Source organism: Acinetobacter marinus (genome assembly GCF_900096915.1).
In the GTDB taxonomy this organism is placed as follows: domain Bacteria; phylum Pseudomonadota; class Gammaproteobacteria; order Pseudomonadales; family Moraxellaceae; genus Acinetobacter; species Acinetobacter marinus.
The window spans coordinates 1-16,992 of record NZ_FMYK01000006.1 but is presented as its reverse complement, the minus strand read 5'-3'; the positions used below and the strand labels follow the sequence as shown (position 1 = coordinate 16,992).

General features: G+C 43.8%; 10 protein-coding genes. 9 read left to right on the top strand and 1 reads right to left on the bottom strand.

All coding sequences use genetic code 11. The annotated features are described in order from the left end of the window. Positions 1-27 precede the first annotated feature (27 nt). A complete protein-coding gene (locus BLQ60_RS10585) occupies positions 28-1,644 on the bottom strand; it encodes a phospholipase D-like domain-containing protein (protein WP_378235235.1) in 1,617 nt (538 codons plus the stop codon). Positions 1,645-1,914: 270 nt separating this feature from the next. Here BLQ60_RS10585 and BLQ60_RS10580 point away from each other — a divergent pair, with 270 nt between their 5' ends. The 9 genes from BLQ60_RS10580 to infC all read left to right on the top strand — a co-directional run bounded on the left by BLQ60_RS10580 (position 1,915) and on the right by infC (position 16,731). Then, the gene (locus BLQ60_RS10580) at positions 1,915-2,913 is read left to right on the top strand and encodes a metallophosphoesterase (protein ID WP_092620077.1); all 999 of its coding nucleotides are present in this window, start codon (positions 1,915-1,917) and stop codon (positions 2,911-2,913) included. A 659-nt stretch (positions 2,914-3,572) separates the two neighbouring features. Continuing rightward, positions 3,573-6,413 (top strand): 2-oxoglutarate dehydrogenase E1 component, encoded by a 2,841-nt coding sequence (locus BLQ60_RS10575; protein WP_092620386.1) that lies wholly within the window; start codon positions 3,573-3,575, stop codon positions 6,411-6,413. Beyond that, positions 6,413-7,621 carry a 2-oxoglutarate dehydrogenase complex dihydrolipoyllysine-residue succinyltransferase gene (odhB, locus tag BLQ60_RS10570; RefSeq protein ID WP_092620074.1) on the top strand — a complete coding sequence of 403 codons (1,209 nt, stop codon included), beginning with the start codon at positions 6,413-6,415 and terminating at the stop codon, positions 7,619-7,621. Before BLQ60_RS10575 ends, odhB begins: the two co-directional genes overlap by 1 nt. A 124-nt stretch (positions 7,622-7,745) precedes the next feature. Then, complete coding sequence (gene lpdA, locus BLQ60_RS10565) at positions 7,746-9,182, top strand: dihydrolipoyl dehydrogenase (protein WP_092620071.1); 1,437 nt, start codon at positions 7,746-7,748, stop codon at positions 9,180-9,182. Between the two features lie 146 nt (positions 9,183-9,328). Further along, positions 9,329-10,495: an ADP-forming succinate--CoA ligase subunit beta gene (sucC, locus tag BLQ60_RS10560; protein WP_092620068.1), complete on the top strand. Its 1,167-nt coding sequence runs from the start codon at positions 9,329-9,331 to the stop codon at positions 10,493-10,495. A gap of 13 nt (positions 10,496-10,508) precedes the next feature. After that, the gene (gene sucD / locus BLQ60_RS10555; protein ID WP_092620065.1) at positions 10,509-11,399 is read left to right on the top strand and encodes a succinate--CoA ligase subunit alpha; all 891 of its coding nucleotides are present in this window, start codon (positions 10,509-10,511) and stop codon (positions 11,397-11,399) included. Between the two features lie 253 nt (positions 11,400-11,652). Continuing rightward, positions 11,653-13,980, top strand: coding sequence for a TonB-dependent receptor (locus BLQ60_RS10550; protein ID WP_092620062.1), 2,328 nt, complete (start codon positions 11,653-11,655; stop codon positions 13,978-13,980). Positions 13,981-14,250: 270 nt separating this feature from the next. Beyond that, positions 14,251-16,173 (top strand): threonine--tRNA ligase, encoded by a 1,923-nt coding sequence (thrS, locus tag BLQ60_RS10540; protein ID WP_092620056.1) that lies wholly within the window; start codon positions 14,251-14,253, stop codon positions 16,171-16,173. A gap of 6 nt (positions 16,174-16,179) precedes the next feature. Further along, positions 16,180-16,731: a translation initiation factor IF-3 gene (gene infC, locus BLQ60_RS10535; protein ID WP_092620052.1), complete on the top strand. Its 552-nt coding sequence runs from the start codon at positions 16,180-16,182 to the stop codon at positions 16,729-16,731. Positions 16,732-16,992: the final 261 nt, after the last annotated feature.

Sequence of the window (16,992 nt, the reverse complement as noted above, 5' to 3'; positions counted from 1 at the left end):
CATAACGCTTCAGTCTGAGCGCAACGCTTACATTTGTCCTTCGATCGGTAGGAATGAAATGAGCTTCAGCCCCCAGCGTTCCCACCACGACATTTGTGGTTCTTGTTTGTAAGTCAGGGTTTTATTCTCGGTCTTTTTTTGCCATTCCAATTGACCATGTTCATCAAGTTGTACTTTATAAGCAAAGCTCATGATGTTTTGGTCTAAATTGTTGTGGATTTCTTTGGCGAGGGTTGGACTGTCCAAAATTACACCAATCTCGGTGTTGAGATACGCTGAGCGTGGATCGAAATTGAATGAACCAACAAAAACCTGACTATTGTCTAAAGCCATAAACTTAGCATGCAGGCTGCTACGGTTGAAGCCATCTTTGGCTTCTTTTTGATTGGCAAAGAGTTTTTTGCGTTCACTGCGTGAAATGGTGTAGGGTAGTGTCGGCAAAAACTCATACAGTTGCACGCCCTCAGCCAATAAAGGCTCACGGTATTTTGAGTAAAAAGCGTGTACAAAAGGCACATCATTGGCTTTGTATGAGTTGGTTAAGACTCGAATTTGCACGCCTTGCTCGGCAAAATCTTTGATGATCTGGCGAGATTGTTCATCGGGCACAAAATAGGCGGATACCAAGTCGACATGGCTTTTCGGTCGATCAAGTAAGGTCGACATTTGAAAGTTTAAGTGCTGTTCTTTGCTGGCGTCTTTTTTGATTTTATCTGCTGAGTCTTTGATGACTTGTGCATTGACCCATTCTAAGGGGAGATTTTCATTGAACCATTCATCAAAAGAAATGGATGAGGTCAAGATACCTAAATAGTCCTCTACCGTATTATCAAACCAATTTTTTTCTAACTGTTTACGCAGACTCTGCATGCTGAGGCGATCGGCACGATTGCGATTCAGGTCGGCAATCGGATAGGCATAGTCATGATTCCAATATTCATCGAAGGACGCCATGATGTCATCCGTGGCTTGACCGACCAGCAAGACATCCATATCGGAAAATTGATAACTTTCGCCCGCATTAAAGTATTGATTACTCATATTGCGCCCGCCGATCAGCGCCACTTGTTGATCGACAATAAAGGTCTTGTTGTGCATGCGCCGAGTAATACGATCTAAATCTAGCACCATATCTAATGGTCGTAGGTTGCGGAAACGATAGGGATTGAAGACACGAACTTGAATATTTGGATGTTGGGTGAGGGTGCGAAAGGCGGGCTCAAGTCCTTTACTATTATTATCGTCGACCAGTAGGCGTACTTTCACACCACGATCGGCAGCCCGTAAAATCGCCTCTAATGCCAAAGCGCCAACTTTGTCATTATCCCAAATATAATATTGAATATCTAAGGTATCTTGTGCCCGTTCAATTAATTGTAGTCGTGTTGCCAACGCCTTGGTCGGTTCAAACAGCACATGATAGCCCGTTTGATTGGGGTGGCTTTGTTTTAACGGTTGAAATAAGTGCGCCAGATAGCTGTCACTGGTCTGATATTGATTGGCATAGGTCGCAACCACAGCTTGACGTTCTGGCAAAGTAGAGCAAGCGGATAAGGTAAGTAAGGAAATAGATAAAGTACTGAGCGTGACTATTTTCAAACGCATAAATCGACAAATCCTTATCTTACGGTACAACGATCTCATGCTGAGCTTGGCTTTTAGGTAAGGTAGCATAAGAGTGGAATAAATGACGTGAGAGACAGTGCTATTGCGCTTGCATCAAACTGTCATGAAAGGGCAGTATAACGAGAATATTTTTGAAAAAATAGTCAAAAGCTGTGGTAGAAACTTTATCTGACACACGGTTTTTATTCATAATTTATCAAATGTGTCGTGTTTTTTGCGTGTTACACTAAGCACAGAAACAAGTGAGTTAAAGTTGATAGTGATCATCAGCGCAATATAAGAGAGTCTATGAACATTACGCAAATGATTTATTGGTGTATCACGCTGATGCTGGTCTGGGCGGGTTGGCAGGCGTGGGTCAGTGCGCGTCGTACCGAGACCACACACCATTTCAAAGCATTTATGTTGTTGTTAGTATTTTATCTGTGTTATTTGATTTTTCCATGGATGGTACTGATTTTTTGGCAGTGGTATCATGAGGATATTAATACTTTGCAAGCCATATCAAGTTTTGCAATTGCACTGCTGATACTGTACGCCAGATTTATCGAGCCGCATCATGTGGTGGTCAAACATACCGATCTCAGCATTGATCCACAATTACCCTTAAAAAAAGCCTTTACTGTGGCGTTGATTGCAGATTTGCATATCGGATTGTATTCAGGCAAAGAACGTCAATTGGCAAAGATTGTTGAAAAAATCAATGAAGAACAGCCAGATATTGTCGTGGTGTCAGGGGATTGGACGTATGAACCTGAAGATAAGCTGATAGATGAGTTGCGTATTTTGCGAGACATCGATTGTCAGGTCTATTCTGTCAATGGTAATCATGATGAACAATATCCAGGACCGCCGATTCAAGACCTTTTAGCCAAAGCCCTGTTTCATAATAATGTACTCGATATCGAAAACCAGATCGTTGAGTTTGATGAAGTGCGTATGCTGGGTGTGGGTGATCTTTGGGCGGGCAAAGTGGATATGCAACATTTGCCTGATTTACCGCAAGATAAACCGTGGATATTGCTTGCACATAACCCTGATACCGTAGATATGGTGCCTGTGTTACCTACCAAGCCATTGATGCTTTCGGGGCATACGCATGGGGGGCAGATTGAATTGCCTTGGATTACCAGCTATGTGATGCGTAAAGTCTCCATGCTTGGACATAAGAAAGGCTATTACCAACACGAGACGGCGAATGTCTTTGTCACGGTGGGAACGGGTATGGTGGGGGCGCCATTTCGCTTTCGTGTACCGCCGACAGTAGATATTTTGCACCTTCATTAAGAATAGGCGCTTTTGGCAAGTGAAGGGTTTGGCTCTATGGGGAATATTTCATATATTTATGAATGGTATGTTTTGAATAAATTAAATGGATTCTTGATCTCATGTTAGCATTTACCCACTTCAATTTTGATGTTTTGCAGATAGGGAAAAGTCTCAACAGTACATCATCGAAAAGAAAAGTGAGTTGACTCAATGAATTGTTGTTCTGGCTATTATTCGATGGTCGAATAGATAACATTCTACGCTCAGTTATGATGAGTCTGTCTCGCTTTATTTGTTGAATTTGAGTGCGTGTTTTTTAGGCGACTGTTTGCTTTTCTTGCTTGAAAAGCAAGGCAAGATACCAATAAAAGACCATAAGGTGAGATGGTTAACTCTGGTCTTATGAATAAGGGTAAATGTTGATTTATTTTTATTCATAAGTCTTGCAAAAATGCCCTAGCAGTAGGGTAAATATATGGAATCGTTGGTTTTGAATGTCATCAAAAAGCATACAAAGCGTAACGCTATTTCGTAGTCAGTTCCTCTGACGATGTGTAAAACTCTTAATGGAATGAATCGATTAAGAGAATGTGAATACGTGTTTACCAAATACATATTCATCGAAGTGATCTAAACGATTACCACACTTGATTATGCAATAGGAAATGGGTCCACTCATGCAAGATGTTGCTGACGCCATGCGTCTAGACACAGAACTTTCCGCTGATAGCGCAGCGTATATAGAAGAACTTTATGAAAATTATTTGACGTCACCAGATCTGGTTGGTGAAGATTGGCGTCAATATTTTGATCAATTTCCTAAAGGTGATCAACCACATAGCAACGTCCGTGAGCAGTTTTTGCTTCTTGCTCGCAACTCTGGACGTGCTCAGCCAATGGCACAAGGTTCAGTAAGCACTGAACATGAGCGCCGTCAGATTGCAGTCTTGCAACTCATCGCAGGTTATCGCAACCGTGGTCACCAAAAAGCCAAACTTGATCCACTCGGTATTGCTCCACGTGAAGTCGTGCCTGATTTGGATTTGGCATCACATGGTTTGTCAAAATCTGATTTCGATACCGTATTCAATGCGGGCAACCTCGCAATCGGCAAAACCGAAGCCACTTTGGGTGAAATGGTTGCCGACATGGAAGCAATCTATTGTTCATCGATCGGTGCTGAATATATGCACATCGTGGATACCGCTGAGAAACGTTGGATTCAACAACGTCTCGAGGGTGCACGTGGTAAGTTTGGTTTTAGCGCTGAACAAAAGAAACATGTTTTAGAGCGTTTGACCGCAGCGGAAGGTTTGGAAAAATACCTCGGCAATAAATATGTTGGTGCAAAACGCTTTGGTGTAGAAGGTGGTGAGTCTTTTATTCCAATGGTCAACGAGCTGATTCAACGTGCTGGTGCAGTCGGTTGTAAAGAAGTTGTGATCGGTATGCCACACCGTGGTCGCTTGAATTTACTTGTCAATATCATGGGTAAAAACCCAGCGGATTTGTTTAGTGAATTCGAAGGCAAGATGGCGAACACCTCGGGTTCTGGTGATGTGAAGTATCACCAAGGTTTCTCATCAAATGTCATGACACCAGGTGGTGAAGTGCATTTGGCGTTGGCATTTAACCCATCGCATCTAGAAATCGTAGGTCCTGTGGTTGAAGGTTCGGTGCGTGCACGTCAAGTTCGTCGTAAAGATATTGGTGGTGATGATGTATTGCCATTGATCGTGCACGGCGATGCTGCATTTGCGGGTCAAGGCGTGAATATGGAAACTTTCCAGATGTCACAGACTCGTGGGTATACCGTGGGTGGTACGGTGCATATCATCGTCAATAACCAAGTTGGTTTCACTACATCTGATCCACGTGATGCACGTTCTACTGAATACTGTACTGACATCGCTAAGATGATTCAGGCGCCTATTTTCCATGTCAATGGTGATGATCCTGAAGCAGTGATTTTTATCACGCAGTTGGCACATGACTTCCGTCATACTTTCCGTAAAGATGTGGTGATTGATCTGTTCTGTTACCGCCGTCGTGGTCACAATGAGGCAGATGAACCTGCTGCAACACAGCCATTGATGTATCAAAAAATTGCTAAACAGCCAACCACACGGACTCTTTATGCTGATCAATTGATCAACGAAGGTATCTTGGATCGTGCTGCGGCTGATGCTTTGGTTGAAAGCTATCGTGCAGATCTTGAAGCGGGTAATCACGTTGCCAATGCTTTGGTGCGTGAACCAAATACCAAAATGTTCGTGGATTGGAAGCCATATCTTGGTCATGAGTATACCGATGTTTGGGATACCACGATTAGCATTGATCGCTTAAAAGAACTTGGCACAGTGATGAACACTTTGCCTGAAGGTTTTAAACTTCAGCGCCAAGTGCAAAAAGTCATTGATGACCGTTTTCAAATGCAAACTGGTGAAATGCCACTGAACTGGGGTGCGGCTGAAACGCTTGCATATGCCTCTATTTTGGATGAAGGCTATCTGGTGCGTATTACTGGTGAAGATGTGGGGCGTGGTACGTTCTCACACCGTCATGCAAAATTGCACAATCAGGCGGACGGTTCAGTTTATATTCCGCTGTGTCATATCAAAGAAAATCAACCACGCGTTGCGGTCTATGACTCATTGCTTTCAGAAGAAGCGGTGCTTGCTTTTGAATATGGCTATGCAACGACTTTGCCAAAAAGTCTAATTATTTGGGAAGCGCAATTCGGTGACTTCGTCAACTGTGCGCAAGTGGTGATTGACCAGTTTATCGCTTCGGGTGAAACCAAGTGGGAGCGTGTTTGTGGTTTAACCATGTTGTTGCCACACGGCTTTGAAGGTCAGGGTCCAGAGCATTCATCTGCACGTCTTGAGCGTTTCTTACAGCTTTGTGCAGAAGACAATATGCAAGTCATGACGCCGACTACACCTGCGCAGATTTTCCATGCATTACGTCGTCAGGCGATTCGCCCGATTCGTAAGCCAATGATCGTAATGTCACCAAAATCATTGCTTCGTCATAAATTGGCAACCTCAACTTTGGACGAGTTGGCAAACGGCACATTCCAAACTGTGATCGATGAGATTGATGAGATTAACAAAGCAGACGTCACTCGTTTGGTGATCTGTGGTGGTAAAGTCTATTACGACATCTTGGAAAAGCGTCGTGAGCTAGGTTTAAATCATATTGCCATCGTGCGTATCGAACAACTTTATCCATATCCAAAAGATGCGATTAATGCACTTCTTGAAAGCTATCCGAACCTCACTGATGTGGTTTGGGCGCAAGAAGAGCCGAAAAACCAAGGTGCTTGGTTATTCGTCGCACCTCGTTTGTACGAAGAAATTTTACCGACAGGTCGTACACTGAAAATTCATTATGCGGGACGTGAAGCATCTGCTGCGCCTGCGTGTGGTTCACCTTATTTGCATGCAAAACAACAGGCTGGGCTTGTACTAGACGCATTAGACGTACAGTCTGAAGAGACAGGAGATAATCAATAATGGCAACTGAAATTAAAGCACCGGTATTCCCAGAATCGGTTGCAGACGGCACCATCGCTGCTTGGCACAAGCAAGCGGGTGAAGCTGTTGCGCGTGACGAAGTGATCTGTGATATCGAAACCGATAAGGTTGTACTTGAAGTGGTTGCTCCTGCGGACGGTGTGATTAGTAAGATCATCAAAAGTGAAGGTGATACGGTACTTTCTGCAGAAATTATTGCTGAATTTGAAGCGGGTGCAGCAGGTGCTACGCCGTCGGCTGAAACCGAATCAAAAGTGGAAGAAACTGTAGAAAAAACGGAAGCTGGTGCTGCACCAGTGGTTGAGAAAGCATCTACTGCTGCGCAGGTGCAAGATCAAGCGCCAGCCGTGCGTAAAGCACTCACCGAACAAGGTATTGATGCCAAAGATGTACAAGGTACAGGTCGTGGCGGTCGCATCACCAAAGAAGATGTGGCAAATCACCAAAATAAACCAGCTGTTACACCACTGAGCCAATCTGTAGGTGAACGTGTTGAAAAACGTGTACCAATGACACGTTTGCGTAAGCGTGTAGCTGAGCGTCTATTGACTGCGACCCAGTCTACAGCGATGTTGACCACGTTTAACGAAGTCAATATGAAGCCGATCATGGATTTGCGTAAGCAATATAAAGATCGTTTTGAAAAGCGTCATGGTGCCCGTCTAGGCTTTATGTCGTTCTTTATTAAGGCGGCAACTGAAGCACTGAAACGTTATCCAGCAGTGAATGCATCTATTGATGGCGATGATATTGTTTATCACGGTTTCTATGACGTTGGTGTTGCGGTATCTTCTGATCGTGGTTTGGTTGTACCAATCTTGCGTGATACCGACCAAATGAGCTACGCCGAAATCGAAGGTGGTATTGGCGACTATGCAGCGAAAGCACGTGAAGGCAAATTAAGCCTAGAAGAAATGACTGGCGGTACATTTACCATTACCAATGGCGGTACGTTTGGTTCATTACTATCTACGCCGATCTTGAATCCACCTCAAACTGCGATTCTTGGTATGCACAAAATCCAAGAACGTCCAATGGCTGTGAATGGTCAAGTTGAAATCTTGCCGATGATGTATTTGGCATTGTCTTATGACCACCGTCTGATTGATGGTAAAGAAGCAGTAGGCTTCCTCGTGACAATTAAAGAGCTATTAGAAGAACCAGCGTCACTATTGCTTGATCTATAAGTTGATCTTGAATATTGATACTGAATTTTAATTATATCTTTTGTCAGAAATAGCTTTTGCGCTGAATTGATTTGCAATGCAGCTTTTCAGCGCAAAACTAAAGACAAATCAAGGAGAACATTCAATGTCCCAACAATTTGATCTTGTTGTGATCGGTGGTGGACCAGGTGGTTATGAAGCGGCGATTCGTGCTGCACAGCTGGGCTTTAAAGTCGCTTGTATCGAAAAGCGCAAACTCAATGGTAAGCCATCTCTCGGTGGTACATGCCTAAACGTTGGTTGTATTCCATCTAAAGCATTATTGGATTCATCACATCGTTATGAAGCGACTGTGCATGAACTGGATGAGCACGGTATTACCACAGGCGAAGTGAGCTTCGATTTAGAAAAAATCTTAGCACGTAAAGACAAAGTGGTTGAACAACTGACTGGCGGTGTTGCACAGCTTCTCAAAGGCAATGGCATCGAATGGTTACAAGGTTCAGGCAAATTACTTGCGGGCAAAAAAGTTGAATTCACCCCATTTGAAGGTGATGTGCAAGTTCTTGAGCCAAAATATGTGATCTTGGCGACAGGTTCTGTGCCAGTAAATATCCCAGTTGCACCAATTGATGAAGATTTAATTGTTGATTCTACAGGTGCGCTGAGCTTCCCTGAAGTGCCAAAACGCCTTGGCGTGATCGGTTCTGGTGTAATTGGTCTTGAGCTTGGCTCAGTATGGCGTCGTTTGGGTTCAGAAGTTGTAGTCTTTGAAGCATTAGATGCGTTCTTGCCAATGGCTGACAAAGCACTTGCCAAAGAATATCAAAAAATCTTGGCTAAACAAGGTTTAGATATTCGCCTAGGTGCCAAAGTTGCTGGTACTGAAGTAAACGGTCGTGAAGTGACTGTGAAATACAACCAAGCTGGCGAAGACAAAGAACAAGTGTTCGATAAAGTCATCGTTGCTGTAGGTCGTAAACCATATGCTGAAAGCTTGTTGAGCGATGATTCAGGCATTAAGTTGACTGATCGTGGCTTCGTAGAAGTCAATGATCAATGCCTAACTTCGGTTGAAGGCGTTTATGCAATTGGTGACTTGGTTCGTGGACCTATGCTTGCGCACAAAGCGATGGAAGAAGGCGTGATGGCTGTTGAGCGTATTCACGGTCATGCTGCGCAAGTTAACTACGATACGATCATTAGTGTAATTTACACGCACCCTGAAGCGGCTTGGGTTGGTTTAACCGAAGAGCAAGCAGCAGAAAAAGGGCATACTGTGAAAACAGGTCAATTCCCATTTGCGGTGAATGGTCGTGCTTTGGCAGCGGGTGAATCAGCAGGGTTTGTCAAATTCGTTGCCGATGAAAAAACTGATCGCTTGCTTGGTATGCATGTGATTGGTCCTGGCGCATCTGACATCGTACATCAAGGCATGATCGCACTTGAGTTTGTTTCAAGTGTCGAAGACTTGCAATTGATGACTTTTGGTCACCCAACCTATTCTGAAGTAGTGCATGAAGCTGCTTTGTCTGTGGATGGTCGTGCAATCCATGCCATTCAACGTAAACGTAAGAAATAAGTAGTACGTAATGAGGAAGGTAGTCATTGTGCAGGTATTGCTGGTCTGTGGTTTAGTCCTCGCACTGCGCAGTGATTCACAAAAACCAGTGTCTGCCGAAAAGTCATAACTCTTTTTGGCACGTGAAACACGATTAAGGTAAAACAATGAATCTACATGAGTATCAAGCAAAAGCGTTGTTAAAAAAATACGGCTTCCCTGTACAAGAGGGTGCCTTAGCGACAACGCCAGAAGAAGCAGCGAAAGCATTTGACGAACTTGGTGGTAAATTTGCGGTGATTAAAGCGCAAGTTCACGCAGGTGGCCGCGGTAAAGCGGGCGGCGTTAAAGTTGTTAAATCAAGAGAAGAAGCTGCTCAAGTTGCGAAAGATTTGATCGGTACTCGTTTGGTGACGTATCAAACTGATGCAGATGGTCAACCAGTCAACAGTGTATTGGTGTGCCAAGACGTTTATCCAGTAGAGCGTGAGCTGTATTTGGGTGCGGTTGTTGACCGTTCTAGCCGTCGCATCACGTTCATGGCGTCTACTGAAGGTGGCGTTGAAATTGAGAAAGTCGCTGAAGAAACCCCTGAAAAAATTCTTAAAGTTGAAGTTGATCCATTAGTTGGCTTACAACCATTCCAAGCACGTGAAGTGGCATTTGCTTTGGGTCTAAAAGACAAGCAAATCAGTCAATTTGTAAAATTGATGACTGGTGCATATCAAGCATTTGTTGAAAATGACTTTGCACTCTTTGAAATCAACCCATTGTCAGTACGTGAAAATGGCGACATCTTGGCGGTTGATGCAAAAATTGGTATCGATTCAAATGCATTGTATCGTTTGCCAGAAGTTTCAGCGTCACGTGACAAATCTCAAGAGAATGAGCGTGAGCTTAAAGCCTCTGAATTTGAACTGAACTATGTTGCGCTTGAAGGTAACATTGGCTGTATGGTCAACGGTGCTGGTCTTGCAATGGCAACCATGGACATCATCAAATTGTACGGTGGTCAACCTGCAAACTTCCTTGATGTTGGTGGCGGCGCAACCAAAGAGCGTGTAATTGAAGCGTTCAAATTGATCTTGGCAGATACCTCTGTACAAGGTGTGTTGATCAATATCTTCGGCGGTATTGTACGTTGTGACATGATTGCTGAAGCGATTATTGCAGCGGTTCAAGAAGTCAATGTCACTGTACCTGTAGTTGTTCGTTTAGAAGGGAACAACGCAGAACTCGGTGCAAAAATTCTTGACGAATCTGGTCTAAAACTAACTTCTGCAAATGGCTTGGCTGATGCTGCAGAAAAAATCGTTGCTGCAGTAAAAGGCTAAGGGAGTATCAATCATGAGCGTATTAATTAATAAAGACACCAAAGTATTGGTACAAGGTTTTACGGGTAAAAACGGTACTTTCCACTCTGCACAAGCACTTGAGTACGGTACAAAAGTTGTTGGTGGTGTGACGCCAGGTAAAGGTGGTTCTACTCACTTAGACTTGCCTGTATTTAACACCATGAAAGATGCAGTGAAAGAAACAGGTGCAGATGCTTCTGTGATCTATGTCCCTGCGCCATTCGTACTTGATTCGATCGTTGAAGCGGTTGATTCTGGCGTGGAATTGATCGTCGTAATTACTGAAGGCGTACCGACGATTGATATGCTTAAAGCGAAGCGTTACCTTGAAACCAATGGGAATGGTACACGCCTAGTTGGTCCGAACTGCCCAGGCGTCATCACTCCAGGTGAATGTAAAATTGGTATTATGCCAGGTCACATCCATCAACCAGGTCGTATCGGCATCATTTCACGTTCTGGTACATTGACTTATGAAGCGGTTGCACAAACGACTAAACTTGGTCTAGGTCAATCAACTTGTATCGGTATCGGTGGTGACCCAATCCCTGGTATGAACCAAATCGACGCATTGACATTGTTCCAAAACGATCCTGACACTGATGCGATCATCATGATTGGTGAGATCGGTGGTTCTGCTGAAGAAGAGGCGGCTGAATTTATCCAATCGAATGTGACTAAGCCAGTTGTAGGTTATATCGCTGGTGTGACTGCGCCGAAAGGTAAGCGTATGGGTCACGCAGGTGCGATTATTTCTGGTGGTAAAGGGACTGCAGAAGAGAAATTCAAAGCATTTGAAAAAGCTGGCATGGCGTATACACGTAGTCCTGCAGAGCTTGGTTCAACCATGTTTGAAGTGTTGAAGTCAAAAGGTATGGTTTAAACCATAACTATTGATTAAAACATGAAAGCATCTCTACGGAGGTGCTTTTTTTATGGGTTAAAATGCGAGTTATTAATGTAAGTCATTTAGGATAGTGTGATCTACCACACAAATATAAATTATAAGCTGAGAATAAATAAGAATAATTATTAATACAATTCGTATTTATTTGTTTTGTTGTGTAAGATGTGGGTGCTTTTCAAAAGCACTTTCGTCCAGACGCACAAGTCAAATAATACTTTTGGGGATCAATATGACTGTTCGCACACGTTCAACTTCTCTCAGACTTTCAACCTCTCTCACATTTTCAACTTCAATCACTGTGTTAAGCCTTGCGATCAGCATGCAGCTTTATGCACAAACAGATTCAACGACTGATACGCAAGTAGACTCGGCGGATACGACGTTAGAACAAAAAGTCAGCCAAGATGACAACAGTTCAGTCAAACAACTTGCACCAATCGTCGTGACTGCAACACGTTCAGCGCAAAGTATTGCCGAGATCGCAGGTACGGTGTACAGCATCGATGAAGCTGATATTCAAAAGCAGGTCAATGCAGGGCGTTCGACCGCAGATATTGTTGCCTATTTGGTACCATCTTTGACACCAAGCTCAGGTACGACCAGCAACTATGGCATGACCATGCGTGGTCGTGCAGTGCAATATATGATTGATGGTGTACCTCAGACAGGCTCTCGTGATAGCTCACGACAGCTGAATAGTATCAGCCCAAATTCGATAGAGCGTATCGAAGTGGTTTCAGGTGCAAGCAGTATTTACGGTGCGGGCGCGACAGGCGGTATTATCAATATCATTACCAAAAAAGGCGGTGGAGATGCGCTGAATTTTGAGTCAAAAGTGGGTGTGACGTCAGGTGACAATATCCGCAGTGATGCAATGGCGTATGAAGCATTTCAATCGGTGGGCTTTCATCAAGGCGATGTCAGTGGTTACTTGGGTGCGAGCTATAATAAGCGTGGCGAGTTCCAAGATAGTCATGGTGATCGCATTGGACCTGAAGTTGCACAGACAGATCGTCAAGATACAGAAACCGTTGATATCAATGGTCGTCTAAGTTGGCAGTTTACTGACAATCAAAAGCTAAGCCTTGGTGCGCAATATTATAATGATGAGCAAGATAGCGAATACGGTGCGGACTATGGCGCAGGCTTGACAGTTTTGTTTGGTGCGACACCGAGCCTAAATGCAGTCAAAGGTTTAGATCTCGATACGCAGCCAAGAACCAAGCGCAGTAATTTTAATGCGCAGTATGAGCATCAAGACCTATTCGGGCAGACCTTAAATGCCGAAGCCTATTATCGTTCGGAGACTGGGCGTTTTTATCCAAGTGCTAACGGATTAAGCCATGCGCAAATTGGGAGCACCTATATTGTGACGCAGTCTGAGACGGATATTGATGTTTGGGGCGCTCGTGTTGCGCTACAAAAAGGTTTTGATTTTGCAGATCGACATCTCAATCTGACGTATGGTGTGGATTATGATGTAGAGCAAGGTTCACAGACTGCACAGCAATACGATCTTGGCACTTTTATGGCGAGTAATGGTTTAACTCTTGTACCCACCAATCAGTATGGCTTTGGTCCAGATGTAGATACCTCGAAATTGGGTTTTTTCTTGCAAAGTCAGTTTGATCTCACGGATCGGTTGAACCTGCAAGCAGGGGTTCGCCATGAACGGATTGAGAGTGAAGTACAAGATTCGATTCCCTATACAGAGGCAATGGTCGCTGATATGGTGCCAAGTTATACCCCAGTGGGACTAGCGGGTGGCACGATTAAGCATAAAGCGACATTATTTAACCTTGGTGCGGTGTATGCATTAACAGATGCACAGCAGATTTTTGCTAATTTTTCACAAGGTGCAAATTTGCCTGATGTACAACGTATGATGCGTGATGTGCCTGCAGGCTTTGTGGTCAGTAATGAAAGCATTGATCTGATCAAGGTGAATAATTATGAGTTGGGTTGGCGCATACAAGCAGATTCAGGCTTGAGCGCAGGTCTAACCGCTTTCTACAATGATTCAAACAAAACCATTCAGTTTGGTCCTCCAACCTATGCGGTCGATGTGATCGATACGGATGAGCGTGTCTATGGTGCAGAAGCAAACCTGAAATATGCCATTTCTGACACATGGAATATTGGCGGAACGCTTGCCTATACTCGAGGGCAATTTAAAAATGATCAAAATGACTGGCAAGAGTTGAGTGCGATTCGTGTCTCACCACTGAAAGGGACTGCATATTCTGAATGGCAGTTCGATGATGGCTATGGACTTCGAGTACAGGCGCTAGCGGTTGGTGGCACTGACAAAGCGCAACAGGATGCGATCGAAGCAGGTGATGCAAGACTACCCGCAGAGATTAAAGGCTTTGCGGTGATGGACGTGATCGGTAATGCCAAGGTGGGTCCAGGCACGCTCGGATTTGGGGTGTATAATGTCTGGAACCGTGATTATAAGTCGATCTATAGCCAAGCTGTTTCAACGATTTATGGTGCAATCTCTAGTCTGCCTGCGCAAGGTCGTACCTACGGGCTAAGCTATTCTGTGAAATATTAATTTGGTTTCTGAAATCACCATTTTGGAATTAGGTATCTTTCGAGATGCCTTTTTTCATCCGCCATTACTTTTCAAAGAAGATGATAAAAATCCGCACAAAGGTTTATTAAATCAAAAGATCGGTGTAAAATTTGGTGCTAAATTTTTATGCACCGTTTTATCTGTTTTAGGTTCTTTTTAAGTCTTTCAATTAAGCTTTCTAACAACCTTGATCATAATCTCGCGGTGATATGCTCTTTGGTAGAGGGCATCACTCCTTAAGGATTTTATATGCCAATTATTACCTTGCCGAATGGCGACCAAAAATCTTTCGATCATGCTGTTTCAGTGATGGAAGTTGCGCAAAGCATCGGGCCTGGACTTGCAAAGAATACTGTCGCAGGACGTGTCAACGATCGTCTAGTTGATGCTAGTGATTTGATTAGCGACGATGCCACATTACAAATCATCACGCCTAAAGATGATGCAGGCGTCGAAATCATTCGCCACTCTTGTGCGCATTTGGTCGGTCATGCAGTCAAGCAGTTGTTTCCTGAAGCGAAAATGGTCATCGGACCTGTGATCGAAGAAGGTTTTTACTACGATATTTGGATGCCTCGTCCATTCACTTTGGAAGATATGGCAAAAGTCGAAGAGCGTATGAAACAGCTCATCGACCAAGATTATGATGTCATCAAAAAAATGACACCACGTGCCGACGTGATCAAATTATTTACCGAGCGTGGTGAAGATTATAAATTGCGCCTTGTCGAAGATATGCCCGATGAGCAAGCGATAGGCTTGTACTATCATCAAGAATATGTCGATATGTGCCGTGGGCCTCACGTGCCAAATACCAAATTCTTAAAGTCATTTAAATTGACCAAGATTTCGGGTGCGTACTGGCGTGGCGATGCCAAGAATGAACAACTGCAACGTATTTACGGTACAGCGTGGGCGGATAAAAAACAGCTTGCCGCTTATGTCAAACGGATTGAAGAAGCAGAAAAACGTGACCATCGTAAAATTGGTAAAGCCCTAGACCTATTCCACATGCAAGAAGAAGCACCGGGTATGGTGTTTTGGCATCCGAATGGCTGGACAATCTACCAAGTACTTGAGCAATATATGCGTCAAGTTCAGCAAGACAATGGCTATCTTGAGATTAAAACGCCGCAAATCGTCGATTTTAGTCTTTGGGAAAAATCAGGTCACGCTGCCAACTACGCTGAGAATATGTTCACCACACATTCAGAAAGTCGTAACTATGCCGTGAAACCGATGAACTGCCCATGTCACGTGCAAGTTTTTAATCAAGGCTTAAAGTCGTACCGTGACTTGCCGATTCGTTTGGCAGAGTTTGGTTCGTGTCATCGTAATGAGCCGTCAGGTTCGTTGCACGGTATCATGCGTGTGCGTGGCTTTACTCAAGATGATGCGCATATCTTCTGTACCAAAGAGCAAATTGGTCAAGAAGTCGCTGATTTTATCAAGCTGACTTTGGATGTGTACAAAGACTTTGGTTTTGAAGAAGTGCAAATGAAACTCTCGACACGCCCTGAAAAACGTGTTGGTGATGATGCGCTTTGGGATATCGCTGAAAAATCTTTGGCAGATGCTTTGGATGCAGCAGGGCTAGAATGGCAACTGCAACCAGGTGAAGGCGCATTCTATGGACCGAAAATCGAATTTTCACTCAAAGACTGCCTCGGTCGTATTTGGCAATGCGGTACGATTCAGTGTGACTTTAACTTACCAGTACGTTTAGATGCAGAGTTCGTGACAGAAGAGAACGATCGTGACCATCCAGTGATGCTGCACCGTGCGATTCTTGGTAGTTTTGAGCGATTTATTGGTATACTGATTGAAAACTACGCAGGCTTTATGCCACCGTGGTTATCACCGATTCAAGCCTGCGTGCTCAACATTACCGATGCACAAGCTGAGGCTTGTCAATCTGTGGTTGCGAAACTAAAGTCGAAAGGGATTCGTGCAGAGTCTGACTTGAGAAATGAGAAGATCGGCTTTAAAATTCGTGAGAAAACTTTGGAACGTGTACCATATCTACTCGTACTCGGTGATCGAGAAGTGGAAGAAGGGACAGTCAATGTCCGTACACGTACAGGAAAAAATTTGGGTACGATGTCTATTGATGCGTTCATTGACCTCGTAAATTCAGCCGTTGCCGAACGTGGCCGGTATATTGTGGAGTAAATAGCAATCAAACAGCCTGACCGTAATAAACAGCAAAGTGCAAAATCGAACCGTCCTGCGATTAACGACGAGATCCGTGCGAAAGAAGTACGCCTCGTTGCCGCTGACGGTGAGCAAAAAGGCATCGTAACACTTGCAGAGGCAATCAAAGCCGCTGAAGATGCTGATCTAGATTTGGTAGAGATCGTGGCGAATGCTGAGCCACCAGTCTGCAAAATCATGGATTACAACAAGCACTTGTTTGATCTAAAACAAAAGCAAAAAGACGCCAAAAAGAAACAACACCAAGTACAGGTGAAAGAAATTAAAATTCGCCCAGGTACTGATGTTGGTGACTATAATGTGAAACTACGTGCGATCACCAAGTTCCTTGAAGAAGGTAACAAAGTGAAGATCACATTGCGTTTCCGTGGTCGTGAAATGGCGCACCAAGATCTTGGTTTGGCACAATTACAAAAGATCGAAGCTGATGTGGCAGAGATTGGCGTAATTGAGCAAGCGCCAAAGATGGAAGGTCGTCAGATGGGTATGCTCATCGGACCAAAGAAAAAGAAATAATCCATTCTTTTTCCATAAAAACGCAGTTTTTAGACTGCGTTTTTTATTGTTGAAATGAAAAATTTACTCTGAAAAGGAATAGATTACCTGAGCACTTATGAGTAAGACATAGTAAAGAAACTAAACTATAAGTTCGAGTATACAAATACGAGAAAAAATAATTAACTAGGCTCTAGACTAGCAGTTTAATAATTTCTGATGAGTTTCCATAGTTCTTTAGCGAGCTCATCAGGCTCTTTCTTCCACCGCCATTCACATTCT

Bases quoted from the DNA above. Each gene is read 5' to 3' on its own strand.
- BLQ60_RS10585 (WP_378235235.1), bottom strand. From the start codon at position 1,644: ATGAGATCGTTGTACCGTAAGATAAGGATTTGTCGATTTATGCGTTTG.
- BLQ60_RS10580 (WP_092620077.1), top strand. From the start codon at position 1,915: ATGAACATTACGCAAATGATTTATTGGTGTATCACGCTGATGCTGGTC.
- BLQ60_RS10575 (WP_092620386.1), top strand. From the start codon at position 3,573: ATGCAAGATGTTGCTGACGCCATGCGTCTAGACACAGAACTTTCCGCT.
- odhB (WP_092620074.1), top strand. From the start codon at position 6,413: ATGGCAACTGAAATTAAAGCACCGGTATTCCCAGAATCGGTTGCAGAC.
- lpdA (WP_092620071.1), top strand. From the start codon at position 7,746: ATGTCCCAACAATTTGATCTTGTTGTGATCGGTGGTGGACCAGGTGGT.
- sucC (WP_092620068.1), top strand. From the start codon at position 9,329: ATGAATCTACATGAGTATCAAGCAAAAGCGTTGTTAAAAAAATACGGC.
- sucD (WP_092620065.1), top strand. From the start codon at position 10,509: ATGAGCGTATTAATTAATAAAGACACCAAAGTATTGGTACAAGGTTTT.
- BLQ60_RS10550 (WP_092620062.1), top strand. From the start codon at position 11,653: ATGACTGTTCGCACACGTTCAACTTCTCTCAGACTTTCAACCTCTCTC.
- thrS (WP_092620056.1), top strand. From the start codon at position 14,251: ATGCCAATTATTACCTTGCCGAATGGCGACCAAAAATCTTTCGATCAT.